At 71.1% G+C, this 25,465-nt stretch carries 24 protein-coding genes; 10 read left to right on the top strand and 14 right to left on the bottom strand.

Annotated features, from left to right (window positions below):
- Positions 1-16 precede the first annotated feature (16 nt).
- Together IG63_RS0103335 and IG63_RS0103330 are read left to right on the top strand one after the other, a co-directional pair.
- Positions 17-646 carry a YveK family protein gene (locus tag IG63_RS0103335; RefSeq protein WP_030482965.1) on the top strand — a complete coding sequence of 210 codons (630 nt, stop codon included), beginning with the start codon at positions 17-19 and terminating at the stop codon, positions 644-646.
- Positions 647-761: 115 nt separating this feature from the next.
- Positions 762-2,033 carry a hypothetical protein gene (locus IG63_RS0103330; protein ID WP_157210004.1) on the top strand — a complete coding sequence of 424 codons (1,272 nt, stop codon included), beginning with the start codon at positions 762-764 and terminating at the stop codon, positions 2,031-2,033.
- Between the two features lie 33 nt (positions 2,034-2,066).
- Here the strand turns inward: IG63_RS0103330 and IG63_RS0103325 are convergent, their stop codons facing one another.
- The 7 genes from IG63_RS0103325 to IG63_RS0103295 form a co-directional block, all read right to left on the bottom strand.
- Positions 2,067-3,302: a glycosyltransferase family 4 protein gene (locus IG63_RS0103325; protein ID WP_030482963.1), complete on the bottom strand. Its 1,236-nt coding sequence runs from the start codon at positions 3,300-3,302 to the stop codon at positions 2,067-2,069.
- Positions 3,303-3,305: 3 nt separating this feature from the next.
- Entirely contained in the window at positions 3,306-5,015 is a 1,710-nt protein-coding gene (locus IG63_RS0103320) for a hypothetical protein (protein ID WP_211249182.1), read from the bottom strand.
- A 141-nt stretch (positions 5,016-5,156) separates the two neighbouring features.
- On the bottom strand, positions 5,157-6,245 hold the full coding sequence (locus IG63_RS0103315; RefSeq protein ID WP_084596710.1) for a glycosyltransferase: 1,089 nt from the start codon (positions 6,243-6,245) through the stop codon (positions 5,157-5,159).
- Between the two features lie 62 nt (positions 6,246-6,307).
- Entirely contained in the window at positions 6,308-7,612 is a 1,305-nt protein-coding gene (locus IG63_RS0103310; RefSeq protein WP_030482960.1) for a nucleotide sugar dehydrogenase, read from the bottom strand.
- Positions 7,613-7,626: 14 nt separating this feature from the next.
- A complete protein-coding gene (locus IG63_RS0103305) occupies positions 7,627-8,619 on the bottom strand; it encodes a Gfo/Idh/MocA family protein (RefSeq protein WP_030482959.1) in 993 nt (330 codons plus the stop codon).
- 2 nt (positions 8,620-8,621) lie between these two features.
- Positions 8,622-9,713 carry a DegT/DnrJ/EryC1/StrS family aminotransferase gene (locus IG63_RS0103300; RefSeq protein WP_030482958.1) on the bottom strand — a complete coding sequence of 364 codons (1,092 nt, stop codon included), beginning with the start codon at positions 9,711-9,713 and terminating at the stop codon, positions 8,622-8,624.
- Positions 9,710-10,309 carry an acyltransferase gene (locus tag IG63_RS0103295; protein WP_030482957.1) on the bottom strand — a complete coding sequence of 200 codons (600 nt, stop codon included), beginning with the start codon at positions 10,307-10,309 and terminating at the stop codon, positions 9,710-9,712. Before IG63_RS0103295 ends, IG63_RS0103300 begins: the two co-directional genes overlap by 4 nt.
- Before the next feature lie 160 nt (positions 10,310-10,469).
- Between IG63_RS0103295 and IG63_RS0103290 the strand changes: the two genes are divergently transcribed.
- On the top strand, positions 10,470-11,948 hold the full coding sequence (locus IG63_RS0103290) for a lipopolysaccharide biosynthesis protein (protein ID WP_030482956.1): 1,479 nt from the start codon (positions 10,470-10,472) through the stop codon (positions 11,946-11,948).
- A 114-nt stretch (positions 11,949-12,062) separates the two neighbouring features.
- Positions 12,063-13,415, top strand: a complete 1,353-nt coding sequence (locus IG63_RS0103285; RefSeq protein ID WP_030482955.1) for a hypothetical protein — start codon at positions 12,063-12,065, stop codon at positions 13,413-13,415.
- A gap of 42 nt (positions 13,416-13,457) precedes the next feature.
- Here IG63_RS0103285 and IG63_RS0103280 read toward each other — a convergent pair whose 3' ends face one another.
- From IG63_RS0103280 to IG63_RS20375, 4 genes are all read right to left on the bottom strand, one after another.
- Positions 13,458-14,105, bottom strand: a complete 648-nt coding sequence (locus tag IG63_RS0103280) for a NeuD/PglB/VioB family sugar acetyltransferase (RefSeq protein ID WP_030482954.1) — start codon at positions 14,103-14,105, stop codon at positions 13,458-13,460.
- An 8-nt stretch (positions 14,106-14,113) separates the two neighbouring features.
- Positions 14,114-15,415 carry a citrate synthase gene (locus IG63_RS0103275; RefSeq protein ID WP_030482953.1) on the bottom strand — a complete coding sequence of 434 codons (1,302 nt, stop codon included), beginning with the start codon at positions 15,413-15,415 and terminating at the stop codon, positions 14,114-14,116.
- Positions 15,416-15,560: 145 nt separating this feature from the next.
- On the bottom strand, positions 15,561-15,734 hold the full coding sequence (locus IG63_RS23785) for an SGNH hydrolase domain-containing protein (RefSeq protein WP_157210003.1): 174 nt from the start codon (positions 15,732-15,734) through the stop codon (positions 15,561-15,563).
- Complete coding sequence (locus IG63_RS20375; RefSeq protein WP_051706111.1) at positions 15,725-17,677, bottom strand: acyltransferase family protein; 1,953 nt, start codon at positions 17,675-17,677, stop codon at positions 15,725-15,727. The genes IG63_RS23785 and IG63_RS20375 overlap by 10 nt, the downstream gene beginning before the upstream one ends.
- A 295-nt stretch (positions 17,678-17,972) precedes the next feature.
- On the opposite strand from IG63_RS20375, the gene rplM reads away from it, so the two are divergent.
- The 3 genes from rplM to glmM are packed head-to-tail and all read left to right on the top strand — an operon-like array spanning position 17,973 to position 20,313.
- Positions 17,973-18,416, top strand: a complete 444-nt coding sequence (gene rplM / locus IG63_RS0103265; RefSeq protein ID WP_030482952.1) for a 50S ribosomal protein L13 — start codon at positions 17,973-17,975, stop codon at positions 18,414-18,416.
- 30 nt (positions 18,417-18,446) lie between these two features.
- Positions 18,447-18,950, top strand: coding sequence for a 30S ribosomal protein S9 (gene rpsI / locus IG63_RS0103260; RefSeq protein WP_030482951.1), 504 nt, complete (start codon positions 18,447-18,449; stop codon positions 18,948-18,950).
- A gap of 19 nt (positions 18,951-18,969) precedes the next feature.
- The gene (gene glmM, locus IG63_RS0103255; RefSeq protein WP_030482950.1) at positions 18,970-20,313 is read left to right on the top strand and encodes a phosphoglucosamine mutase; all 1,344 of its coding nucleotides are present in this window, start codon (positions 18,970-18,972) and stop codon (positions 20,311-20,313) included.
- Positions 20,314-20,379: 66 nt separating this feature from the next.
- On the opposite strand, the gene IG63_RS0103250 is transcribed toward glmM, so the two are convergent.
- The 3 genes from IG63_RS0103250 to IG63_RS0103240 are packed head-to-tail and all read right to left on the bottom strand — an operon-like array spanning position 20,380 to position 21,893.
- The gene (locus tag IG63_RS0103250; protein WP_030482949.1) at positions 20,380-20,712 is read right to left on the bottom strand and encodes an antibiotic biosynthesis monooxygenase family protein; all 333 of its coding nucleotides are present in this window, start codon (positions 20,710-20,712) and stop codon (positions 20,380-20,382) included.
- A 53-nt stretch (positions 20,713-20,765) separates the two neighbouring features.
- Positions 20,766-21,140 carry a YciI family protein gene (locus IG63_RS0103245; protein WP_030482948.1) on the bottom strand — a complete coding sequence of 125 codons (375 nt, stop codon included), beginning with the start codon at positions 21,138-21,140 and terminating at the stop codon, positions 20,766-20,768.
- A 54-nt stretch (positions 21,141-21,194) separates the two neighbouring features.
- A complete protein-coding gene (locus tag IG63_RS0103240; RefSeq protein WP_030482947.1) occupies positions 21,195-21,893 on the bottom strand; it encodes an NUDIX hydrolase in 699 nt (232 codons plus the stop codon).
- 63 nt (positions 21,894-21,956) lie between these two features.
- On the opposite strand from IG63_RS0103240, the gene nadA reads away from it, so the two are divergent.
- From nadA to nadC, 3 genes are read left to right on the top strand one after another with little or no spacing between them, the layout of a single operon-like run.
- Entirely contained in the window at positions 21,957-22,940 is a 984-nt protein-coding gene (nadA, locus tag IG63_RS0103235) for a quinolinate synthase NadA (RefSeq protein ID WP_030482946.1), read from the top strand.
- Entirely contained in the window at positions 22,937-24,436 is a 1,500-nt protein-coding gene (gene nadB, locus IG63_RS0103230) for an L-aspartate oxidase (protein ID WP_051706110.1), read from the top strand. The genes nadA and nadB overlap by 4 nt, the downstream gene beginning before the upstream one ends.
- Entirely contained in the window at positions 24,433-25,305 is an 873-nt protein-coding gene (nadC, locus tag IG63_RS0103225; protein WP_030482944.1) for a carboxylating nicotinate-nucleotide diphosphorylase, read from the top strand. The genes nadB and nadC overlap by 4 nt, the downstream gene beginning before the upstream one ends.
- The last annotated feature ends 160 nt before the right edge of the window (positions 25,306-25,465 follow it).

The following is a 25,465-nucleotide window of genomic DNA, read 5'->3' as shown; positions in this document are numbered from 1 at the left end:
CGGAAGGAGCGAGGGCGTGCAGCTGAGGGACTACGTTCAGGCCGTCAAGGAAGGACGCGTCATCGTCCTGGTGGTCACGGTGCTGGCGGTGGTGCTTGGCGGACTCCTGGTGCTCACTCAGGACTCCCGCTCTCTCTCGACGGCGCGCCTGTACGTTGCGACCCAGGTCGAGAGCGCCGACCCTGACGTGCTCCTCCAGCGCAACGCCGTCGCGCAGCAACGCCTCGCGTCCTACGTCGAAGTGATCGGCGGGGACGTCCTCGCTCGCCAGATCGCGGAGGATGTGGGCGGCGAAATCGACACCAGCGAGGACGACATCGACGTCTCGGTGCTGCCTGGGACGTCGATCATCGAGATCGAGGTCCTAGACGACGACGCGGACCGTGCCAGGACCGTGGCGGCGGCTTACGCCGACGCAGTGCCCGGCGTGGTCCGTGAGCTCGAACGTTCCGATGAAGGCGGCTGGGACGTCGTGGCCCGAGTCATCGACGAGGCGGACGAGGGAGAGCCTGTCGACTCGAGGTCGCCGCTGGTGGCACTGTTACTCGCTGCACTGCTCGGGATCGCTGCCGGGGCTGCAGCGGCCTGCCTGTGGTGGGCGGTGCGCCGAGAACTGGCTGCAGCGCCCGACTCTCCACGTGTCTGAGCGGTCCTTGGGCCCCGGCCCCTCCGGTGCCCTCCCAGCCGACATTTCGTCGGGAGGCTCACCTGGTCGGCAGCCAGGCGCGACAAGCACGGACGTCGTCGCGAGGGTCGGGGTGGTGACGGGGGTCGGGCTCTACACGCTGGCCCTCGTGTGGTCCGTCGACACCCTCATCGCCCCAGTCTTCGGTTATCAGGGCTACGTCGACCGGTCGTGGTCGCTCTTCGAGCTCGTTGGAGCGATCGTCGCCACCGTCGTCTTGTCGCTCACGGTCGACCCCGACGGACGCCTGCCGTCGGACGTCGCGCGGCTCTTCCTCCTGCTGACCACGGCCGTGCCCGTGGTGTGGATCCCGATGCTGTACGGCACGTTGTCCACGCTGCAGGTGCAGAACCTGATGCTCACGGTCACCGCGTCATTCGTGCTCATCGCCCTCGCCCTCCGGGGCGGTCGGCGGCGGCTGGTGGTTTTGCACGTCTCTAGGACTACGTTCTGGATCCTCCTGAGCGGCTTCGGGATCCTCTCGGTCGCCTACCTCGCGTCGCGAGGCATCGGCCTGCGGCTGTCTGGTTTCGCCGACGTCTACGCCCAACGCGAGCAGTACCGCACTAACGTGGATCGCCTGGGTGCATACCTCGTGGGCTGGCTGGCAGGGGGGACCTTCCCGGTCTTGATCGCGCTTGGGCTGCACCTGCGCAGGCTCGCGGTGACGTTGACGGGACTGCTCGGCGTCGTGCTGCTCTACTCGCTGACCGGCTACAAGTCCTACGCCATCGCCGTCGCCATCCTCATCGGCACGTTCGTCATGACCAGGCGTGGTCACGTGCGAACTTGGCACTGGGTGTCACTGCTCTCGGGGCTCATCGTCGCGGTCGGTGTGCTCGACCTCGCCAGAAGCGGGTACGGGTTCACGTCGCTGCTGGTGCGGCGAGCGTTGTCGACGGCCGGGATTAACACGGGGTACTACGTGGATCTCTTCGACGGAGGGCCGTACTACGCGCTGCGTCACAGCGTGCTTTCGTTCGCTGGACCCTCTCCATACGACACGCCCCCGGGTCTGCTCGTGGGCCGTACCTACTACGACGCGGGAACGGCAGCCAACGCCAACTTCCTCGCGGACGGCTTCGCCAACGCCGGGTGGATCGGCATGCTCGTGGCCGCTCTGCTGGTGGCACTGCTGCTGCGCGCCTACGACAAGGTCTCCGACGGGCTTCCCCTGTGCGTGTCGGCGCCGGCGCTCGTCTTCATCTTGCTGGCCCTGGCGAACACCGCCGTGCTGACGGTGGTCGCCACGCACGGCGCCGCCGTTCTCGTGGGTTGGGTGTCGTTGCTGCCGGCCTCCCTGGCGGTGGCACGACGACGAGACCAGCGCGCCGGGCCACCCTCCTGATGCCTAGCCGGGGTGCCGAAGAGGCGTCGAAGGTTACGTGCTGCCGGTTCCGGTAAGCACTTCGGCGTAGTCCGAGGCGAGTCGTGGGTAGGGGCGATGGGTCATCAACCACTCACGACCCCGCTGGCCGATCGCATCCCTTTCGGTGGCCTCCATGTCGCGGTATCGCTCGACCTCTCGCGCGACGGCCACAGCATCGCCAGCAGGAACGAAGGTGCCGCAACGGGCCTCGTCGACCATGGAGGGGTGCCCCGAGAACGAGGCCAGGATGGGCTTGCCGGCCAGCATGTAGTCGACCAACTTGTTCAGTGACTGCCCGTACCGCCACAGCTCCCCGGGTCTCGTCGACAGGTACAGCAGGTCGCACCGGGCCAACAACGAACCGACGGCGTCCTTGGGCACACGCGGCACGAAAGTGAGGTTGTCCAGGGAGCCGTAGGCGTCAACGTACTGCTGCCGAAGAGAGCCGTCACCGACCACGAGAAAGTGGATGTCCGTGCGCGCCCGGAGTGTCTCCGCCACCTCGAACAGGGTCTCCAGAGCGTTCGAGATGCCGATGGTGCCCGCGTACACGACCGTGAACCTGCCGCTCGGTGTGTGCTCCTCGAGGAACGACTCCGGGAGGGACACGCTGCCAGCTTTCAACGCGCGGGGAGAGTAACCCATCGGGATGCAGTGGACCGGACGATCCTGACCCAGCACGGTCCGTACGTGCTCGCGGAGGTTCGGCATCGTCCCGACGACGGCGTCCGCATGCCGGTAACCGAGCCGTTCGAGCGTGCCCAAGAGCCTGATCAGCGGGTTGCGGGGGCTGTAGCCACCCTCGTCGACGAGGGTGAGGGGCCAGATGTCGCGCACTTCGAACACGAGGCGCGCGCCGATGCGACGCTTGAGCCAGAGACCGTTGAGCAGGGTGAAGAGCGAGGGGCTGGACACGACCACGACATCGGGACGTGGAAGGTCGCGCTTCCGGAGTCGCGCCAGTCTCCACTCGAAGTGCAGCCAACCAGCGATGCGCTGCCACGACTTGGCACGTGCTGCCTTGAGGGTGCGGACCCAGCACACGAGGAGTCCGTCGCGCTTCTGAAGGAGCCGCCGTCCCTGTACGTGCGGCACGGTCGCCAGGTGGTTGGCGTCGGACGTGACGATGACGCAACGATGCCCGAGCGCGGCCAGTTCACGCATCAGCTCGTACCCGCGGCTACCGACGCCGTCGGGACCATCCGGGGGAGCGACGTACTTCGAGACGTACCAGATGCACCGCGTCATCGCTCAGCGCTCGTAGACCCGAGGCATGGCGTTCACGGTCCTGATGGTGGGTGCGAAGTCCAGCCCGACTGCGTCGAGGTACCACTTGATGTTGGCGTACCGCGGCTGGTTCTCGATCTTGACCAGGTCCAGCGCCTCGGCTCGGGTGAGATCGCCCTCCCGCACCTGGTTGCTGCGGAAGGTGTCGTGCTCCGAGAACCCGGCAGCCGTGTAGTAGGCGTAGTTGTAGAAGGCAGCGGTGCCGTCGCCGATGCGCCACGTGGTCTGGGTATCGGGAGCCCGCTCCCAGTCGTACAGGTCGAGAGTGTCATCCACCTCGCGCTCGTCCCAGCGCCAGTAGTCGAAGATGTGGAAGTAGTCGGTCTTCTCGGTGAAGCTTCGGTAGTACTCGCCGCTGAGCGTGTCCCACAGGGACCGGTTGAAGTAGCCCGGGCTCTGGAGCATGGCGCGGAAGCGCAGCGACTGGTAGCGCAGCTGCTTCATGGCCCCGTGTGAGTAGACCCGCTTCTCCTCGAAATCTGGAGGTACGCCCAGGAAGCCCGCCTTGAAGTGCGTCACCTCGAGCGGGTTGATGCCCCACAGGTTCAGCCCGATCCCCGTCTGCTTCTTCATGGTCTCGACGTGAGCGAAGAAGTGCTTGTCGCCGGCGGTGAGGATGCTGATCATCCCGAGGTGCGGCGACTTTAGCCATGCCCGGAGGTTGCGGGCGATGTAGTCCCGCTTCTTGTGGATGTCGTCGGCCACGATGATGTTCTCCACGCCGAGCTCCCCGCACATCCGGCTGATGTTGCGACGGCCCAGATCGGTGACCATGCCCCAGTCGTAGGTGTAGGTCACCGGGCGCATCCCGAGCTCGTGAACGGCCAGGTGGAGCGCGTAGCAGCTGTCTCGTCCACCGGAGAACGGGATGATGCACTCGTTGCCCTCGGCGCGACGGTACGGCGCGACCAGGTCGAACAGCTCCTCCTTCGGTCGCGGGTTGTTGCGCGGTTTGTAGTGCAAGCAGTAGTTGCAGACGCCCTGGTCGTCGAAGGTGAGGTAGGGCATCGTCTCGGGGAGCACGCAGCGAGTGCAGCGTCGCAGGTCCGGCTGCTCGTAGGTGAGCAGGTTCTCCTCGGCGCCCGACAGCACGAGCGGGGGGACGAGGTCCCGTGCACGCCCAGTCCACTCCTGGACCGGGACCGCGGCCACGTCGGCAGGCACGTCGAGCACGAGCGCGTCCGTGACCTGCTTCACGTCGGCACAACCGAGTTGCGTCAGCGGGTAGCTCTCGGAGGCAAAGACCTGCCCGGTCTCGGTGTGCCCGAGGTACAGGCTCCCGTTGTTGGAGAACAGGAGCAGCTTGCCGAGTCGGGGCAAGGCCACGGCGCAGGCGACGATCCCGGTGCAGTGCGCGAAGACCTTGGCGGCGGCCTCGGCGAGCTCACCCCCCTCCGCGAGGTGCTGGGCGATGATCGCCGCGATCACCTCGGTGTCGATCTGCTGACGCGGGTCCAGGCCCAGGTCGTCCCAGACCCGTTCGTGGTTGACCACGATCCCGTTGTGCAGCACGAAGACGTCGTCGCGAACCACGGGCTGGTTGTCGTTCAGCCCGTTGGTGATGAGCCGGCTGTGCCCGAGGAAGACGGAGGCCGCCCCCAGATTGGTCTTCCGGGCCAGGCGGGTGATCGCGAAGTCGGCCCGGAACGCGGAGTAGCGGTGGTCCAGGTGCACGATCAGACCGCTCGAGTCCCGACCGCGTTGCTCCGAGTGGCGGATGAGCAGGTCGATGCCCTGCTGCGGCAACGGAGTCGTGCCGACGTACCCGAACAAGCCACACACAGATGCCTCCAAATAGTCCCGAGTCGGGAAACTCTAGCTGCGCACTCGCGCGCGACGACTCTTCCGAGGCCGTGCCGCGAGCTTGCGGTAGGCCGTCACGAGGTCCGTGACCTCGGATTCCCATGTCCCTGCACCGGGCCAGGAGGCTCGGAAACCATCGACGTCGTCCCTGGTGATCCGGGACAGCGCCTGCTCCAGGTCCGCGACGTCGCTCAGCACCCATGTGTCCGCGTGCGAGCCGAGCACCCGTCGCGCCTCCGCGAGGTCGGTGCACAGGACCGGCGTGTCGGCCGCAAGGGCCTCCATCAACTTGTTGGGCGAGGAGAGACGCTTCGAGAGGTCCAGCCCAGTCTCGATCAGGCACAAGCCGACGTCCGCACCTCGTACGTGAGCCACGATCTCGTCGGGGGGCACGGGAGCCATCCAGTGGATGTTCGGATGCTGGGCGACAGCTGCGTCGACTTCGGGACGCAGGGGCCCGTCCCCGAGGAACACGAGGTGGTGCTCCACGCCAGCGAATGCCTCGAGCATGCGTGCGATGTTCCTGCCGCGTGCTAGGTGACCCGTGTGCACGTACAGGAGCGCGTGGTCCGGCACGCCCAAGAAGGATCTCAGGTCCACCCGGCCTTCTGTGGACGACGGCACGTTGCCGACGGTGACCGGCACAGCGACGCCGTAGCGGTCCGAGTACCACTCGGCGATCGAGCGGTTCACCGCCGAGACCAGGTCGCAGCGGCGAACCAGCGATCTCTCGATCGCCACGGCGACCCACTTCTTGGGCCCGCGCATGGTGAACGTCTCGGTCTCCAGCTCGTGGGGGTTGTAGACGAGTGCCGCCCCTGTCCTGCGGGCGAGCAGCCAGCACATGGGGAGGATCCACACGTTGTGGCACGCCAGGACGTCGACGGACCTCCGGCGGTAGCGTCGGTAGACACGTGGTTGCCACAGCGCCGCGCGGAGCACCCGGCCCAGGTTGCCTGTGCGTGCCGTGCCCGTCACCCGCACCACGTCCACACCGTCTGCGATGCTCTCGCGGGTAGGTAGACCCCCGCGATGCACGCCGACGAGCTCCGTCGCCGCGAAGCCCACGCCCTCGTGCACGCTGCGGCCGATGCGGAACATGCGGCTCGCGCTCTCGAGAGCGGAGGGATAGACCTGGACGTAGAGGCCGCGTCCCCATGGGGTCACGGGTGCGCGCCCTCCGCCGGCCTGCCGATCGTCCTGACGGCGATCCCGGGACCGAGGTCGGCGACCATGTCCCTGCCGTCGAACACCGCGCGAGCCCCGGGCAGATCACCAGCAGTCAGTCGCCGGTAGTCGTCGTGGTCCGTATGCACGACGGCTGCGTCGACCTGCTCTCCCAGGTGGTGCGGGACGAACCCCAGGGTCCCGAGCTCGTCGTCGGTGTACAGGGGGTCATGGACCGTGACGACGGCACCTCGTCGGCGTAGCTCGTCCACCAGGTCGAAGACACCGCTGAAGGCCGTCTCCTTCACCCCGCCCCGGTATGCGGCGCCCAGGACGGCGACGCGCGACCCCGCGAGGTCACCGAAGCTCGACTCGAGCACGTCCACTGCGTGTCGTGGCATCCGCCGGTTGGCCTCGCGCGCGGTGCTGACCACGGTCGCGGAGGGGTCGTTGGAGAGGTACAGCCGCGGGTAGACCGGGATGCAGTGCCCGCCGACCGAGATGCCCGGACGGTGGATGTGGCTGTACGGCTGGGAGTTGCAGGCCTCGATGACCTGGTAGACGTCGACGCCGGCCTTCTCGGCGAAGACGGCGAACTGGTTGGCCAGCCCGATGTTGACGTCGCGGTAGGTGGTCTCGGCGAGCTTGGCCATCTCGGCGGCCTCCGCCGAGCCGAGGTCCCACACCCCGTTGGGACGGGCCAGGTCGGGACGGTCGTCGAACTCCAGCACGGCCTCGTAGAAGTCCACCGCCGCTCGCGCACCGGCCTCGGTCAGGCCGCCGACGAGCTTGGGGTACTTGCGCAGGTCGGCGAAGACGCGGCCGGTCAGCACGCGCTCGGGGGAGAAGACGAGGTGGAAGTCCTCGCCCTCCACCAGATTGCTGATCTTCTCCAGCATCGGCTTCCACCGCGTGCGGGTGGTTCCCACGGGCAGGGTGGTCTCGTAGATGACGACGGTGTCGCGGCGCAGGTGCTCGCCGAGGCTCTGGGTGGCGCTGTCCATCCAGCCGAAGTCGGGGGCACCGTCGGCGTCGACGAAGAGCGGCACCACCACGACCACCACGTCGGCCTGGGGGACGGCGTCCCCGTAGTCGGTCGTCGCGCGGAGGTCCCCGGAGGCGACCAGACGGGTCAGGTACTCGCCGAGGTGGGCCTCGCCTGGGAAGGGGACCTCGCCGGAGTTCACTGACTCAACGGTGCTGGGATTGACGTCGATGCCCACGACACGGTGACCGCGGTCCGCGAACTGCGCTGCCAGCGGCAGCCCGATCTTGCCGAGCCCGACGACCGCGATCGTCAGCCCGTCAGGGGTGCTCACGCGTCGATCCTGACGGTGCGACCCTCGCGCGCGGAGGTCAGGCAGGCATCGGCCACGGTCACGGTCGCGAGCCCCTCGCGCATGGTGACGACCTCGGCGTCCTTCCCGAGCACGGCGTCGCGGAAGGCCTCGTGCTGCACGCGCAGCGGCTCGGGCTTGGCGATCGCGAAGCGGGTGCTGTTGCCCTCGGAGACGCCGCGGAAGGACGCCACCGCCTCCCACTCGGAGGCGACCTCGCCGTTCTCGTGGAAGGTCAGGTCGCCGGTAAGGGTGTCGGCGACGAAGGCGCCGCGCTCGCCGGTGGCGACGGTGACGCGCTCCTTGAGCGGGGAGAGCCAGTTGACCAGGTGGCTGGCCACGGTGCCGTCCGCCATCATCGCGGTGACCGAGACGAGGTCCTCGTGGTCGCGACCGCTCTTGTGGGCGGTCTGCGCCGTCACCGCCGCGTACGGCGACTGGATCACCCAGGCGGTCAGGTCGATGTCGTGGGTGGCCAGGTCCTTGACCACGCCGACGTCGGCGATCCGGTTGGGGAAGGGGCCCTGGCGGCGCGTGGCCACCTGGTAGATGTCACCCAGGTCGCCCTGCTCGAGCCGCGCGCGCATCGCCCGCAGCGCGGGGTTGCAGCGCTCGATGTGGCCGACGGCGTTGACAAGCCCGGCGGCCTCGAAGGCGTCGACGAGCTTCTGCGCCTCCTGCGGGTCCGCGGCGAGCGGCTTCTCGACCAGCGCGTGCACTCCCGCGGAGGCGAGCTCGAGGCCGGCCTCGAGGTGGAAGCGGGTCGGCACCGCCACGATGGCGGCGTCGATGCCGTGCGCGATCAGGTCCTGCACCGAGTCGACGAGCTCGGCGCCCCCCACCAGGCCGTGCTTGTCGCCGGCGGGGTCCGCGACCGCCACGAGGTCGACGCCGTCCATCGCGTGCAGGACGCGGGCGTGGTTGCGCCCCATCATGCCAATGCCGACGAGTCCGAAACGAAGGTTGCCCATGGTCAGCCTCCCGCGCTGGTCAGGGTGTTGACGGCGTGCACCACGCGCTCGAGGTCCTGCTGCGAGAGCGAGGGGTGCACCGGCAGGGACACCACCTCGGCGGCCGCGCGGGCCGTCTCCGGCAGGTCGGCGTCGACGTCGAAGGGGGCGAGGCGGTGGATCGGCACGGGGTAGAAGCGCCCCGACCCCACGGCGTACTCGTCCTTGAGGGCGTCGGCGAAGCCGTCGCGGTCGTCGGGCACCCGCACCGTGTACTGGTGGTAGACGTGCACCGCGCCGTCGGCGACGGCGGGCGTCCCCACGCCCTGCAGGTGGGCGTCGTAGAAGGCGGCGTTCTCCTGCCGCTGCTTGGTCCACCCGCCGACCTTGGTCAGCTGCACGCGCCCGATCGCGGCGTGGATGTCGGTCATGCGGGCGTTGAAGCCGACGACCTCGTTCTCGTACTGCCGCTCCATGCCCTGGTTGCGCAGCAGCCGGAGCCGGCGCTCGACCTCGGCGTCGGCCACGGAGACCATGCCGCCCTCGCCGGAGGTCATGTTCTTGGTCGGGTAGAGGGAGAACATCGCGAAGCTGCCGAAGGCCCCGACCGGGGTGCCCGCGAGGGAGGCGCCGTGGGCCTGCGCGGCGTCCTCGAAGACCTGCAGCCCGTGCTGCTCGGCGATCGCGCCGATCGCGCCCATGTCGGCCGGGTGCCCGTAGAGGTGCACGGGCATGATGCCGACGGTGCGCTCGGTGACCGCCGTGGCGACCGCGTCGGCGGAGAGGCAGAAGGACGCGGGGTCGATGTCGGCGAAGACGGGCGTGGCGCCGGTGAGGGCGACCGCGTTGGCGGTGGCGGCGAAGGTGAAGGACGGCACGATCACCTCGTCGCCGGGACCGACGCCGGCGGCGAGCAGGCCGAGGTGGAGCCCGGAGGTGCCGGAGTTGACGGCGACGCAGGCGCGGCCGAGGCCGAAGTGCTGGTCGAACTCGCGCTCGAAGGCGGCGACCTCGGGGCCCTGCGCCAGCATGCCGCTGCGCATCACGCGGTCGACGGCCGCGCGCTCCTCCTCCCCGATCAGGGGGCGGGCGGGCGGGATGAACTCGTCGGTCACTCGTCTCTCCAGGGGGTGAGGGCGTCGCCCTCCTCGGCGTACAGGTCGTCGGTCTCGGGGCAGCGCCAGCGGGCGTCGCCGTCGGCCACCAGGCGTCGGCCGGTCTTGCCGACCCACCCGATCCGGCGGGCGGGGTTGCCGGCCACCAGGGCGTGGGCCGGCACGTCGCGCACCACCACGGAGCCGGCGGCGACCAGGGCCCAGGCCCCGATGGTGAGCGGGGCGACGCACACGGAGCGCGCGCCGATGGAGGCGCCGGTCTCGATCGTCACGCCCACGGCCTCCCAGTCGCTGGCGCCCTTGAGGTCGCCGGACGGGGTGATGGCGCGCGGGTAGGTGTCGTTGGTCAGCACCACGGCGGGGCCGATGAAGACGCCGTCGGCCAGGCGGGCCGGCTCGTAGACGAGGGCGTAGTTCTGGATCTTGCAGTGGTCGCCCACCTGCACGCCGGAGCCGACGTAGGCGCCACGCCCCACGACGCAGCCCTTGCCCAGCGTGGCGCCCTCGCGCACCTGCGCGAGGTGCCACACGGACGAGCCGTCGGCGATGGAGGCCTGGGGGGACACGTCGGCGGAGTCCTCGATCCTGACACCCAAGAGAGGAATCCTTCGCGTTCGGGGAGAGCCGGTCGCCGAGGCGTGCGCGCTCGTGCCGCCGCCTACCGTAACGCCCCGGACGGGGATCGGTGGTGACCGACCGGGTCATCTCGGACACGTGGTCCGATGCCGCGCCCCTCCGTGACATGCTCGTGCGGCCATGGCAGCGAGCACCCCCCGTCCCGACGAGGGCGACTCGTCCGGCTCGGGCTTCCTGCGCAACTCGCTGCTGATGTTCGGCGGTGCTGCCGGGTCACAGCTGCTGACCTTTCTCGTGATGCCGCTGCTGACGCGGCTCTTCCCACCCGAGGCGATCGGCGTGCACGCGCTGGTGGTGTCGGCGTCGGCCGCACTCGTCGTCGTCGCGACCCTGCGTCTCGACCTTGCGCTCGTGCTCCCGGAGGACGACGGCGTCGCGGCCCGGCTGTGGTGGCTGGGCTTCTACCAGGGTGTCGCGACGTCCTTCGTCGTGGTCCTCGTGGCGCTCGTGGCGGGCGGCTGGGTCACGGCCTCCCTGGCTCCGGAGGTCTCGTCGTCGGCGTGGGTGTGGCTGCTCGCCCCCATGGTGCTGGCTGCCGTCGTGACGCAGATGGGCACCGGCCTCGCGACGAGGCGGGGGAAGTTCCACCTCGTCGTGGCGTCCAACCTGACCATCGCCGGGGTCTTCGCCCTGGTGGCGTTGCTCATCGGGTACCTCGACCCCGTCGACACCGGCGTGGTGGTCGCGCGCGTGGTAGCCGTCGTCGCCGGGTGCCTGGTCTTCCTCGCCCTGGTGGCGGCCTGCTCCCGGCCCGGTGCGAGCTGGCGACCACGCGACCTGGACCCGCGACGGCTGTGGCGGGACCAGCGGCAGTTCCTGGTCTTCAACACCCCCTACTCGCTCGTGGGCAGCCTGACCCGCGACCTGCCGCTGTACGTCTTCGCGATCGGGGGAGGGGCGGCGCTGACGGCGTCGTACGCCCTGGCCCGCACCATCACCCAGGCACCCACGAGCCTGGTCTCGGCGGCCCTCAGCAGCGTCTTCTACCGAGAAGCGGCGCTGCACCTGGGGACTCCCAGGCTGAAGACCCTGGCCCTCACCCTGTCGCGCTGGGGACTGGTGCTGACGATGCCCGGATTCGCCTTCGTGGCCGTGTGGGGCGACGAGCTCTTCGCTCTCGTCTTCGGACAGACCTGGCGCACCGCAGGAGACTTCGCGCGGCTGCTGGCGGTGCCGCTCTGGCTTGCCCTGCAGAACGGCTGGCCGCAGCGGCTCTACGAGGCCACGGGCCGCCAGCGCATCTCCTTCACGATTCAGATGTGCTTCGACGCCCTGCACGCGGTGGTCGTCATCGGCGTCTACGCCGGCACCGGCAGCGCGATGCTCGCCGTCGCCGCGTACGCCGTCACCTACTCGGCCTTCCACGTCACCTACCTGGTGACGGTCTTCGGCATCGCCGGCTTCGGTCACCGTGAGCTGTGGCGGGTCGGCGCCGCTGCCGTGCTCGGCTTCGCCGTGGTCGCCGCCCTGCTCGGCGGTGTCCGGTGGTGGTCGCCCCTGGGCACGACGGTCGGCTTCGTGCTGGCCGCTGCAGCCGTGGTGGTGCTGACGGCAGGTCTCGCGCTGGTGCTGCGTGGTCGGCAACGCGCGATGCCCTGACACCTCGGCGCTGTCGGGCGGAAGTGCGCGGGGGGGCCGGAGGCGTGACGGTAGGGTCTGGCACTCTGCTGCGTCTCGGGTTGCCAGCAGGATCCGGGTGCGGAGGTTGGGTCGATGACTGAGGTACGGGCGCCTCTCGCTGCGGCGGTCGGTGCGCTGCTCCTGATCCTCTCCGCGTGCTCCGGCACGGGCGAGGCCGCCGGGGAGTCGTCGACCGAGCTCCCTCGACCCGTCGCCGCCTCAGAGCTCGACGCCGGGTTCGAGCCCGATGTCCGGGCCCTGAGCCAGTGGCGTGACGTCGTCACCCCCTACCTGACCCAGGACCTGTGGACCGCCGACGAGGCCTACGACGCCGGCTCTGTCCTCATGATCCCGCTCGAGGCGGCCTTCCGCTCTGACAACGAGTCGTGGCGGCAGCAGTTCGACGATCACTTCGCGCGCTTCAGCGCAGCCGACCAGCCGGCGGTCGCGGAGTACACACTGGATCGACTGCAGTACCTGTACCTGGCGAGCAGGTACCTCACGTTCTCGGCTTCGTCCGACCCCGACGAGGAGCACCGCCAGCTCGCAGAGCTCCTCAGGACCACGGTGACCGAGCTCTGGACCGAGACTCCTGCGTGGCAGTGGGGCCGTGATCCCTTCCCCACGATGCGTGACCGGGTCGTCTGGAAGCTCGATCAGGACGCGACCGAGCCCAGCTACCTGAGAGCCATGATCGACGAGGAGCTCTTCACGCTCGCCATCGCGGCGGAGTACAGCGCCTACGAACGCTCCACGGACGTGCCGCAGGCCGAGAGGTCGGCGGCCGTCGCGGACATGGTCGAGACCTCGCGCCGGATGGTGGACCAGGAAGGATCCTGGACCGAGGAGGGCGGCTGGCTCTTCCAGGTCGGCGTCTGGACCGATCACCCCGACTATGCCTTCGCCGGGTACGAGAGCGCCCCCGACGGGTCAGAGGGCAAGGCGCGCGCCGACGTCGCTCCCGACAGCTCTCACTCCGCACGGTGGCCGGTGTGGCTCAGGAGCTTCGCCGCCGCTCAGGAGGACCCGGCAGACCGCGAGGAGCTGCTCGTGGTGCTCGCGGGACTCTCGCGCCAGTTCGTCGACGAGATGCTGGTGCCTCCGAGCGACGATTTCGAAGGCATCCGGATGACCAACTACACCGACGGCTGGAACGGTGTCTACCGCTGGGGCTACGCGACCGCGGGCCAAGGTAACGGCTACCGGGCCCACGAGCTGTCGGGCTCGCTCTTCGCGCTGTGGTGGGGACTGCTGCCCGATCGCGAGACCGGTGCCTCCTTCTGCGAGGCCGTCGACACGTTCCCGTTGGACCAGCAGGTGCTGCGGCTCTACACAGGCCCGAACACCACGCGCGAGCGCAACCCCCTCACGAGGTGGCCGGCCTTCTTCACCAACGGGTTCGCGGAGCTCGAGGCTCGGCTGGCCTGTGGGTTGGCGTCCACCTGACGCCGTGAGGCGAGGGGACTTGCCACCGAGGTGGCCGACCGGTCAGTGCCGCCGGGCAGGGACGCCGGCGACCGTGGCGCCGGGCTCGACGTCGCGCACCACGACCGCGCCGGCACCGACGAGCACGTCGTCACCCACGGTCAGGCCGGGGCCGACGATGGCGCCCGTGCCGACGAAGACCCGCGCTCCCAAGGTCACCGCTCCCGCGATGCCGGCCTGCGGGGTCACCGTGGTGTGGTCGCCCAGCACGCTGTCGTGGCCGACCGACGCGTGCGGGTTGAGGTGCACGTGCCGGCCGAGCCGGATGTTCGTGGTCGCCGAGGCGTAGGCGCACAGCACCGAGCCCTCGCCGACCTCCACCGAGCGACGCCCCACGACGGCGGAGGGGTGCACCAGCGTGGCCGCCGTACGGCCCCACCCGACGCACCTCGCGTCGATGGCGGCGCGTGCGGAGCAACCGCCGACGGCGATGACGTGGCGGACCTCGGCGTCGAGCGTCGGCAGAACCGAGACCGGGCCGAGGTGCGTCGTGCCGAGCCGGGAGAGCAGTGCGGCGTCGACCTCGCCGTCGTCGAGCACCCCCACGACCTCCCACGCTGGGGAGGTCGTGGCGGCGTTGACGTCGTCGACGAGCTCGAGCACCTCGCGGCCGAAGCCGCCGGCCCCGATGACGACCAGGGGCCGGGTCATGCGGTTGCTCAGGCCCAGCGCTGCGCGGCGGGCACGAAGTCGAGCGTGCGGTCGCCCGTGTAGATCTGCTTGGGGCGGGCGATCCGCTGGTCCTTGTCCTGCACCAGCTCGAGCCACTGCGCCAGCCACCCCGGCGTACGGCCGATGGCGAAGAGCACGGTGAACATCTCGGGCGGGAACTGGAAGGCCTCGTAGATCAGGCCGGAGTAGAAGTCGACGTTGGGGTAGAGCTTGCGCTTGACGAAGTACTCGTCCTCCAGCGCGATCCGCTCCAGCTCCTGGGCGATCTCGAGCAGCGGGTTGACCCCGGTGACCTCGAAGACGTCGTCGCAGGCCTTCTTGATGATCTTGGCGCGCGGGTCGTAGTTCTTGTAGACCCGGTGGCCGAAGCCCATCAGGCGCTCGTTGCCGTCCTTCACGCCCTTGATGAAGTCGGGGATGTTCTCCTTGCTGCCGATGCGGCGCAGCATGCGCAGCACCGCCTCGTTGGCGCCGCCGTGGAGCGGGCCGTAGAGCGCGCCGATGCCGGCAGCCACGGAGGAGTAGGGGTCGACCTGCGAGGAGCCGACCGAGCGCACCGCGTTGGTCGAGCAGTTCTGCTCGTGGTCGGCGTGCAGGATGAAGAGGATGTCGAGGGCCTTGACCAGACGCGGGTCGGCGTCGAACTTCTGCTCGCTCATCTTGAAGAGCATCGCCAGGAAGTTCTCGGTGTAGGAGAGCTCGTTGTCGGGGTAGACGTAGGGCTTGCCCTGCGCGTGTCGGAAGGCCCAGGCGCCCAGGGTCGGCATCTTCGCGATCATCCGGACGATCTGCATGTGGCGGTTGTCGGCGTCGTCGATGCGGCCGGACTCGGGGTAGAAGGTCGACAGCGCGCCCACCGAGGCCATCAGCATGCCCATCGGGTGGGCGTCGTAGCGGAAGCCCTGCATGAAGGTCTTGATGTTCTCGTGCAGGAAGGTGTGGTGGGTGATCTCGTGCACCCAGGTGTCGTGCTCGTCCTTGGTCGGCAGCGCACCGTGGATCAGCAGGTAGGCCACCTCCAGGAAGGAGGAGTGCTCCGCGAGCTGCTCGATCGGGTAGCCCCGGTACTCCAGGATCCCCTTCTCGCCGTCGATGTAGGTCACCGAGCTGCGGCACGACGCGGTGTTGACGAAGCCGGGGTCGTAGGTGCTCAGACCCGGGGAGTCGTCGTCGGTCCTGATCTTGCCGAGGTCCGCGGCGCGGATGGCCCCGTCGGTGATCTCGATCTCGTAGTCCTGCCCGGTCCGGTTGTCCCGGACGGTCAGGGTGTCCTTGCCACTGGCGCTCACGTGGGCTCCTCGCGTATCACGGTGAGGGGCGGTCTGCCCCTGTCGTACGTCGGGCGGCAGCGGGCACACGTCACCCGTCTCCCTGGTGAATCCCTGGCGCCAACCTAATGGGCGTGTGGAGAGGCCCACCAGCCGGTCCTCCGCGTCAGCGCTCCGGGCGCACGTCGACGTCGTCGAAGGCGTCGCCCAGGTACGGGGCGAGCATGGTGGCGTACTCGGCGCTGAGGTGGCTGCCGTCGCGGTAGACGATCACGTCTCCGACGACCGGGTAGCACCACGCCGCATCGCAGATCTGCGCGGTGAGGTCGATCAGGTGCACCCCTTCGCGTCGACGCTCGCGGCTGTCGCCTCGGCATCCGGCAGCAGGGCCTCGCCTCGGGGGAGCGCACAGGCCATGGGATCTCCGGAGCTGGCGAGCAGGCAGTCGGGAGTGTTGACCCGTTCCTTGACGACAGGGACGTCGCGCAGGGCGACCACCTGCTTGCCGGCCTGGACGAGCGGCGCCCACGCGCGCCGGAATCCGGCCTCGGCGGCTCCGGGCCCCTCGCGGCGGGCGTCGAGCCTCCACTGGTAGGCCGAGCTGAAGGCGGCCACGAAGACCGTGTCGACCTCCGGGTCGCCGACGAGCCGCTTGGAGACGCGCTCGTTGGCCCAGGCGCACACCTCCTGCTTGGCAGGGGTGGCCTCGGAGGCGGGCAGGAGCCGGACGGCCTCGGTGAAGGGGCACGAGGAGCGGCTGTAGGTGCGGATGCGCCAACCCCGCTCGCGGCCTAGCCGGTCGAGGGCCGGGAACCACATGGTGGCGTGGGAGTCGCCGACGAGTGCCACGGTGCGCACCGGGTCCTCACGTTCGCCGAGCGTGCACGACACGACCACACGACGGTCCTGATCGCCCTGGCAGCCCAGGAAGGCCTCCTGGGTGTTCTGTCGCGACGTCACCTCGGGCGAGACGAGCAGTGGGCCGCTGCCCGTCGGGGTCTCGCACCCGTTGTCGGGGTCGAGTGCGGGCGGTCCGAGGCAGCCGGTGACACCGGGGTCGCTGAGCGCCTCGGCGGCGCGTGCCCGCTCCGCCGCCACCTGCCGGTCGAGCGAGAGTTGAAGCTGGACGGCGGCGCCCGCGACCAGCGCCATCGCCGCCGCGGTGACGACGAGTGCCTGCCACCTGCGGCCCGGTCGGGAGCGGCGTACCCGCACCGGCTGCTCGACGTAGCGGGTGCTGAGCCAGGCGAGCAGCAGGGTCGCCAGGAGCACGCCGCCCTTGTCCCACCGGCTCAGGGATGCGCCGGTCACGAGGGGCACGGCGACGATGAGCGGCCAGTGCCACAGGTAGACGGCGTAGGAGATGTCTCCGAGGAAGCGGGCCGGGCGGATCCGGAGCGCTCGGCCGACCGAGCCGGGGGCGTCGAGCCCCCCGACGGCAAGCACCGCGGCCGTGCCGAGCACGGGGAGAAGAGCGATCCATCCTGGAAAGGCGCTCGACTCGTCGAGGAGGAGGGCGGACGCAGCGACCGCGCCTGCGCCGACCCACCCGAGCACCCAGCCGGCACGGCGGTGCGCGGCGGCGTCGGTGCGCCCGGCGCCGGCCAGCACCACGGCGAGCAGCGCACCCACGGAGAACTCCCAGACCCGGGTCTGGGTGACGAAGTACGCGGCGTCCGGGTCGGTTCTCGTCAGCGACACCGACCAGGCGAAGGAGACGAGGGTGACCACCGTCAGCAGGGCGAGCAGCCCCCGCCGCCGGACCGCTGGCCCTCGGTGCCGGAGCGCCCAGGCGACCAGCAGGACGAGGATGGGCCAACCGACGTAGAACTGCTCCTCGACCGACAGCGACCAGTAGTGCTGCACGACAGTGGCGGTGTTGCCCTGCGCCGAGTAGGCCACGGCGTCCGAGGCCAGCGCCCAGTTCTGCCAGTACAGCGCGGAGGCCACGATCTGGCGCAGGGTCTGGTCCCACTGGGTCGTGGGCACGACCACTGCCGTGAGCGCGGTGCACACCGCCAGGACGAGCAGGGCGGCAGGCAGCAGCCGTCGCGCCCGCCGCTCCCAGAAGCGCGTCAGCGAGATCCTGCCGGTGGTCGCGAGCTCGCGGTAGAGCTGCCCGGTGATGAGGTAGCCCGAGATGACGAAGAAGACGTCGACCCCCACGAAGCCACCCGTGAGTCGCGCCGGTGAGAGGTGGTAGCCGAGGACGAGCAGCACGGCGACCGCCCGTAGACCCTGGATGTCGGGTCGGTAGCCGGGCGCGGCCTCGCTCGGCGGCATGTCTCTCCCAGAAGGTGTGGGACGGTGTCCTGCGGCAGGCGCGCTCGGTGCGGGACGACGGCGCGCTCATCCTGCACGGAACGATTTGGCGGCCGCGCGCGCCGCGCCGTATCCTGGACCGTCGCGTCTCCTGCCGCGCCGTGGTGCCCAGGCACTCGGTGCAGATCCGGGGAGGCTGCCGCTCTCGACGTACGTCGGGCCGCGTCACGCCCCGGGCAGTGTTCGTCAGAAGGCGCGGTACCACCGCCGGCCCGACACCTCGGACCGGTCCCGACGAACAAGTGAGGGATCACCTGTGCGCACGTACAGCCCCAAGCCCGGCGACATCACGCGCGAGTGGCACGTCATCGACGCCACCGACGTCCGCATGGGCAAGCTCGCCGTCCAGGTCGCGAACCTGCTGCGCGGCAAGCACAAGCCGATCTTCGCCCCGCACGTCGACACCGGCGACTTCGTGATCGTGGTCAACGCCTCCAAGGTGTCGCTCTCGGGCACGAAGGCCACCAAGAAGATGTCCTACCGCCACTCGGGCTTCCCCGGTGGTCTGACGGCCACCCCCGTGGGTGAGCTGCTGGAGAAGGACGCCCGCAAGGCCATCGAGAAGGCGGTCTGGGGAATGCTCCCCAAGAACCGTCTCGGTCGTCAGATGCTCAAGAAGCTGAAGGTCTACTCCGGCCCCGAGCACCCGCACACCGCCCAGAAGGCCAAGCCGTTCGAGATCACGCAGATCTCCCAGTAAGCATCGCTTCCCCAGACCTAAGGACTTTTCGTGGCTGACAGCACCGACACCCAGGACACCGAGACCTTCGAGACCAACGAGCAGGGTCTCGCCTACACCTCCGAGAGCGCCCCCAGCGCCGACGCCCCCGAGCGCCCCGCCACCATCGCCCCCGCCGCGGCCACCGGTCGCCGCAAGGAGGCCGTGGCCCGCGTGCGCATCGTGCCGGGCACCGGCCAGTGGACCGTCAACGGTCGCGACCTCGACAGCTACTTCCCCAACAAGCTGCACCAGCAGGTCGTCAACGAGCCCTTCGTGACCACGCAGCTCGAGGGCCGCTTCGACGTCATCGCCCGCATCCACGGCGGTGGCATCACCGGTCAGGCCGGCGCCCTGCGACTCGGCGTGGCCCGGGCCCTCAACTCGGTCGACCTCGAGGCCAACCGCCCCGGCCTCAAGCGCGCCGGTCTGCTGACCCGCGACGCCCGCGTCATCGAGCGCAAGAAGGCCGGTCTGAAGAAGGCCCGCAAGGCTCCGCAGTTCAGCAAGCGCTGACCCCGGCCCAGGGATCTCAGTGCGGATCTTCGGCACCGACGGGGTCCGGGGGCTCGCCAACGGTCAGCTGACGGCCGAGCTCGCGCTCGGCCTCGGCGTGGCAGCCGCCCGGGTCCTCGTCGACCACGGGGAGTACGACCGCGACCGCCCGCTGGCGGTCGTCGGTCGCGACACCCGGATCTCGGGGCAGTTCCTCGAGCACGCCGTCGTCGCCGGCCTCTCCTCGGCCGGTGTCGACGTGCTGCGCCTGCGGGTGCTGCCCACGCCCGGCGTCGCCTACCTCGCCGACGTGCTGGGCGCCGACGTCGGCGTGGTCATCAGCGCCTCGCACAACGCGATGCCCGACAACGGCATCAAGTTCCTGGCCCGCGGGGGCGTCAAGCTCGACGACGCCCTGGAGCGCGAGATCGAGGACGTGCTCCACAGCGACTGGCACCGCCCCACCGGGGGCGACGTCGGCCGGGTCTCGCCGCACGTCGGCACCGTCGAGCGGTACGCCGCCCACCTCGTCGCCACCGTCGACTCGCCGCTCGACGGCCTGCGGGTCGTGCTCGACTGCGCCAACGGGGCGGCGTCCGAGGTCGGACCCCTCGCGCTGCGCCAGGCCGGCGCCGAGGTGATCGCGATCAACGCCTCGCCCGACGGCCTCAACATCAACGACAACTGCGGCTCCACGCACCTGGAGCCGCTGCGCAAGGCCGTGGTGGAGCACGGCGCGGCCGCGGGCTTCGCGCTCGACGGCGACGCCGACCGCTGCCTGGCGGTCGACCGCAACGGCGAGGTCGTCGACGGCGACCAGATCATGGCCATCCTCGCACTCGCGCTCCGCGACAAGGGCACCCTGCGTCACGACACCGTCGTGGCCACCGTGATGAGCAACCTCGGCTTCGTGATCGCGATGCGCGAGGCCGGCATCACCGTCAAGCAGACGGCCGTGGGCGACCGCTACGTGCTCGAGGAGATGAAGCGCGCCGGCCACACCCTGGGCGGCGAGCAGTCGGGCCACGTGATCATGAGCCGGCACGCCACCACGGGCGACGGCCTGCTCACCGCGCTGCAGCTGCTCGACCGGATGGTCGCCACCGACCAGCCGCTGCACCAGCTGGCCTCGGTGGTGACCCGGCTGCCGCAGGTGCTGGTCAACGTGCCCGGCGTCGACCGGTCCCGCGCCGACACCGACCCCGAGCTCGCAGCGGCCGTGGTCGCCGCCGCCCACCGGCTCGGCGACACCGGCCGCGTGCTGCTGCGCCCCTCCGGCACCGAGCCGCTCGTGCGGGTGATGGTCGAGGCGCCGACGTCCGAGGAGGCCCGCTCGGTCGCCGACGGCCTCGCCGACGTCGTACGCCGCCGGCTGGCGCTGTAGCCGCGCCCGCACGTCGACGTCCTGGTCACTCCTGCACCAGCGGCGGCCCGGGGTGTCGAGTCGTGCTCAGCCCGGCTGGGAGCCGCCGGCCACCTCGTAGCTCCAGACCTCGCTGTGCGTCGAGACGGGCTTCTGCGGGGCCTCGCCGCCGGCGCGCTCGACGGCGGAGCGGTGGCCCTCGGCGAAGCCGGGGGACTCCAGCCACGCCTGGAAGGACGCCTCGTCGCGCCAGCGCGTGATGACCAGCCACTGGTCGCGGTCGTCGGTGGGGCGCAGCAGCTCGAAGCCCTCGAAGCCGTCGGCGCCGTCGACGGCGCCCGCGCGGGCGGCGAAGCGGTGGGCGAGCTCGTCGCCGGACCCCTCCGGCACGGTGATGGCGTTGATCTTGATGGCGGTCACGCCACCAGGGTGCCAGCCGTGCGGGCGACCCGCTCCGGCGACCACTGCGTCACCTACTGGGGCGCCTCCTGCAGCGCCCGCACCTCGATGCGCGACTGCACGGCGGCGGAGCAGCGCTCGGCCCAGCCGAGGGCGGCCTGCTGGTCGGGGGCCTCGATCACCCAGTAGCCGCCGACGTACTGGGTGGCCTCGACGAAGGGGCCGGGGTGGTGCACGGGAGCGTCACCGGTGGCGTCGACGGTGATCGCGGTCGACGGCGGGTGCAGCCCACCGGCGGTGACCCAGGCGCCGGCCTCGGTGAGCGCGGTGTTGAGCTCGTCGACCGCGGCGATGATCGCCTCCAGCTCGGCGGGGTCCATCTCGGCCATCGACTCCATGGTCGGCTCGTCGGCGGTGTCGTGCGGCATGGTGAGGAAGTACTGCGGCATCTCGCGCTCCTTGGTCCGTGTGTGTGGTGGTGAGACCAGTCCCGGATCGGGGACTCATCGTTGCTGCTCGTCGTGCCCGCCCCGTGGCGGCCGCAGCACGGCGAAGGGGTCGGTGACGGTGAGGGTGCGGTCGCAGAAGCGGTACTCCGTGGCCGGGCGACCGCCGGCCGAGGAGTGGCTGCGGGTGCGGCCGGTGGGCTCGATCATCTGTCGCCGGGTCATCACGCGGGTCAGGTTGGTGGCCGTGACGTCGTAGCCGAGCGCGGCGGTGACCACGCCGCGCAGCGTCGCGATGGTGAAGTCGTGCGGCGCGAGCGCGAAGGCGATGTTGGTGTAGGACAGCTTGGCGCGCAGCCGGTCGACCGCGGCCGAGACGAAGTCGCCGTGGTCGAAGGCGAGCGGGGGGAGCGCGTCGACCAGGTGCCAGGCGGTGTCGTCGGGGAGCGTGGGGTCGACGTCGGAGGGCACCAGGCCGAGGTAGCCGGTGGCCAGCACCCGCGCCCGCGGGTCGCGGTCGACCTTGCTGTGGGTGGCCACCTGCTCGCGCCAGGCCAGGTCGTCGACGTGGACCTTGGCGGCGAGGTGCTCGGCCAGCGCCTCCTTGAGCCGCTGGTCCTCGCGGACGCCGCCGCCCGGCAGCGCCCAGCGGCCGGCGTACGGCGCCTGGGCCCGCTGCCACAGCAGCACCTGGAGCCGCCCCTCGCGGACGGTGAGCACGACGGCGAGCACCTCGTGCGGGTAGGCGGGGAACACGGGGTGATGCTAGCGTGGCACCAGTAGTTTTCGACCAATGGGCGAAAACCTGGAGGAGAGACCATGACCACCACCACCACGGCACCGACCACCACCTGGCAGGAGGAGGTGCACCGGCTCGCCGAGCAGCGTCACGCCGTCGTCCTGGCCCACAACTACGCGCTGCCGGAGATCCAGGACGTCGCCCACCACGTCGGCGACTCGCTCGCGCTCTCGCGGGTCGCCGCCGAGACCGACGCCGAGGTCATCGTCTTCTGCGGCGTGCACTTCATGGCCGAGACCGCCAAGATCCTCAGCCCCGCCAAGACCGTGCTGATGCCGACCGCGGAGGCCGGCTGCTCGCTCGCCGACACCATCGACGCCGACCAGCTGCGCGCCTGGAAGGTCGAGCACCCCGACGCCGTGGTGGTCTCCTACGTCAACACCACTGCCGCGGTGAAGGCCGAGAGCGACGTCTGCTGCACGTCGTCCAACGCCGTCGACGTGGTGCGCTCGATCCCCGACGAGACGCCCGTGCTCTTCTGCCCCGACCAGTTCCTGGGCGCCCACGTACGCCGCGTCACCGGCCGCGACAACCTGCACGTCTGGCTGGGGGAGTGCCACGTGCACGCGGGGATCCGGCCCGACGACGTACGCCGCCAGGTCGCCGCGCATCCCGACGCCGAGCTCCTCGTGCACCCCGAGTGCGGCTGCGCGACCTCGACGCTGTGGCTCACCGAGCAGGGCGACCTGCCCGCCGACCGGACCAAGATCCTCTCCACCGGCGGCATGGTCGACGCCGCGCGGGAGACCACCGCGAGCACCGTGCTCGTCGCCACCGAGGTCGGGATGCTCCACCAGCTGCGCCGCGCCAACCCGGCCGTCGACTTCCTGGCCATGAACGAGAAGGCCTCGTGCCGCTACATGAAGATGGCCACGCCCGAGCTGCTGCTGGCCGCGCTGCGCGGCGAGGGAGACGAGGTCGACGTGCCGCTCGACGTGGCGGCGCGGGCGAGGCGCGCGGTCGAGCGCATGGTCGCCATCGGGAGCCCGGGGAGCGGGGAGTGAGCGGCTCGACCGACGTCGACGTCGTCGTGGTCGGCGCGGGGGTCGCCGGTCTGACGGCGGCGACCACGCTGGCCCCTCACCGGCGCGTGCTCGTGGTGAGCGCGGGGGCCGGGAGCACCCGTTGGGCCCAGGGCGGGATCGCGGCGGCGGTGGGCCCCGGCGACACCCCGGAGCAGCACGCGGCCGACACCCTCGAGGCGGGTGCGGGGGCGTGCGACCCCGAGGCGGTGGCCGTGCTGACGACGGAGGGTCCGGGGCGCGTCGCCGACCTCGTCGCCGCGGGTGCTCGCTTCGACCGCGACGCCGAGGGCCGGCTGCTGCTCGGCCGCGAGGGCGGCCACGGCCGGCGCCGCATCCTGCACGCGTCGGGCGACGCCACCGGCGTCGAGGTGGCCCGCACGCTGGAGCTGCGCGCCCGCGAGCTGGGGGTGTCGTGGCTCGACGGCCGCGTCACCGGCCTGCTGGTGTCGCGGGGACGCGTGGTCGGCGTCGACGTGGGCGGGCGCCAGGTGCGTGCCCGTGCTGTCGTGCTGGCCACCGGTGGGCTCGGCCACGCCTACCCGGTGACCACCAACCCCACGGGCGTCACGGGCGACGGGCTGGCGCTCGCGCTGCTGGCGGGGGCGACGCTGGTCGACGTGGAGTTCGTGCAGTTCCACCCCACTGCGTTGTGGACCGGGGCGGCGTACGGCCAGGTGCCGCTCGTCACCGAGGCGCTGCGCGGCGAGGGCGCGGTGCTCCGCGACGCGGGAGGCGAGGCATTCATGCAGGGTCGCCACCCGCTGGCCGACCTGGCCCCCCGCGACGTGGTGGCGCGGGCGGTGCACGAGGTGATGCGGCGCGACGCGACGCCGTACGTGCTGCTCGACACGCGACCGGTCGCCGACCTCGAGCGCCGCTTCCCGACGGTGGCGGCGGCCTGCCGGGCACACGGCGTCGCCCTCGCGTCGGTGCCGGTGACGCCGGCCGAGCACTACCTCTGCGGCGGGGTGCTCACCGACGGGTGGGGCGCGAGCGACGTGCCCGGCCTGTACGCCGTCGGCGAGGTCGCCGCGACCGGCGTGCACGGCGCCAACCGGCTCGCCTCCAACAGCCTGCTCGAGGGCCTGGTGCACGGCCACCGCGTGGCCACCCGGCTCGCGCGCGAGCTGCCCGCGTCGGTCGTCGCCGACGCCGAGCTGTGTGCCCTCGCCCCCGCGACGGCGTGCTCGGCGCGCGCCCGGGAGCTGCTCGGCGGTGCCGGCGGCCTGGTGCGCGACGGCGTCGGGCTGGCCGACGCGCGCCGCGAGCTGCTCGCCCGGCCCGCCCCGGAGGTCGCGTGGCTCGTGGCGGCCGCCGTGCTGGGGGCCGCCGACGTACGCCGTGAGAGCCGCGGCTGCCACGTCCGCTCCGACGAGCCCGAGAGCCGGCCGTGGTGGCGGCGGCGCATCGGCGTACGGCTCGACGCGGCGGGGGTGCCGCGCGCGGCGGCCGAGCGCGAGGAGTGGGCGGCGTGAGCGCCGTGGAGCAGCTGCGCGAGGCCGGGCTCGACGCCGACGCGGTCGACCGGCTGCTGCGGCTGACCCTCGAGGAGGACCTCGGCGAGCGCGGCGACGTGACCTCGCAGCTCACCGTCACCGACGACGCCGTGCTCGACGTGGCCTACGCCGCCCGGGAGGACGGCGTCGTCGCCGGCCTCGTGGTGCTCGCCCGCCTCGTCGAGCTCGCCGCGCCGACCGCCGTGCTCGAGGTCTGCGGCGCGGACGGCGACCGCGTGGCGGCAGGCGCGGTGCTGGCGCGGCTGCGAGGACCGGCCCGCGACGTGCTTGCCCTCGAGCGCACCTCGCTCAACCTGCTCGGGCACCTCAGCGGCGTCGCCACCGCCACCCGCGCCTGGGCCGACGCCGTCGCCGGCACGGGGGCGCGGGTGCGCGACACCCGCAAGACGATGCCGCTGCTGCGCGCGCTGCAGAAGTACGCCGTGCGCTGCGGCGGCGGCGTCAACCACCGCGCGGGCCTCTACGACGCGGTGCTGGTCAAGGACAACCACGTCGCCGCGGCCGGCGGCGTCGGCCTCGCCACCCGCGCGGTCGTCGGCGCCGACGTCGTGGTGCAGGTCGAGGTCGACGACCTCGCGCAGCTCGACGAGGCGCTCGCCGCGGGTGCCCCGCAGGTGCTGCTCGACAACTTCACCCTCGACGACCTCCGCGCCGCCGTCACCCGCACCCGCGACGTCGCCCCCGGCACGCTGCTCGAGGCCAGCGGCGGCCTCACCCTCGACCGCGCCCACGACGTCGCCGCCACCGGCGTCGACTACCTCGCCGTCGGCGCCCTCACCCACTCCACGAGGTCGCTGGACATCGGGCTCGACCACGCCGCCCGCTGACCACGGTTGGTCGAGGAAGGCGCGCAGCGCGGCCCCCGGGTGGTCGAGGAAGGCGCGCAGCGCCTGTCTCGAGACCCGGTGGGCGGGCGGCGTGCGGGGGTCTCGAGACGGTTGCTGCGCAACCTCCTCGACCACCCGGGCGGGGTGAGTGGGCGGCGTA

The organism is Nocardioides aequoreus, from assembly GCF_000720335.1.
In the GTDB taxonomy this organism is placed as follows: domain Bacteria; phylum Actinomycetota; class Actinomycetes; order Propionibacteriales; family Nocardioidaceae; genus Marmoricola; species Marmoricola aequoreus.
The sequence above is the reverse complement of the archived record's forward strand: the minus strand, read 5'-3'. Positions and strand labels throughout refer to the sequence as shown.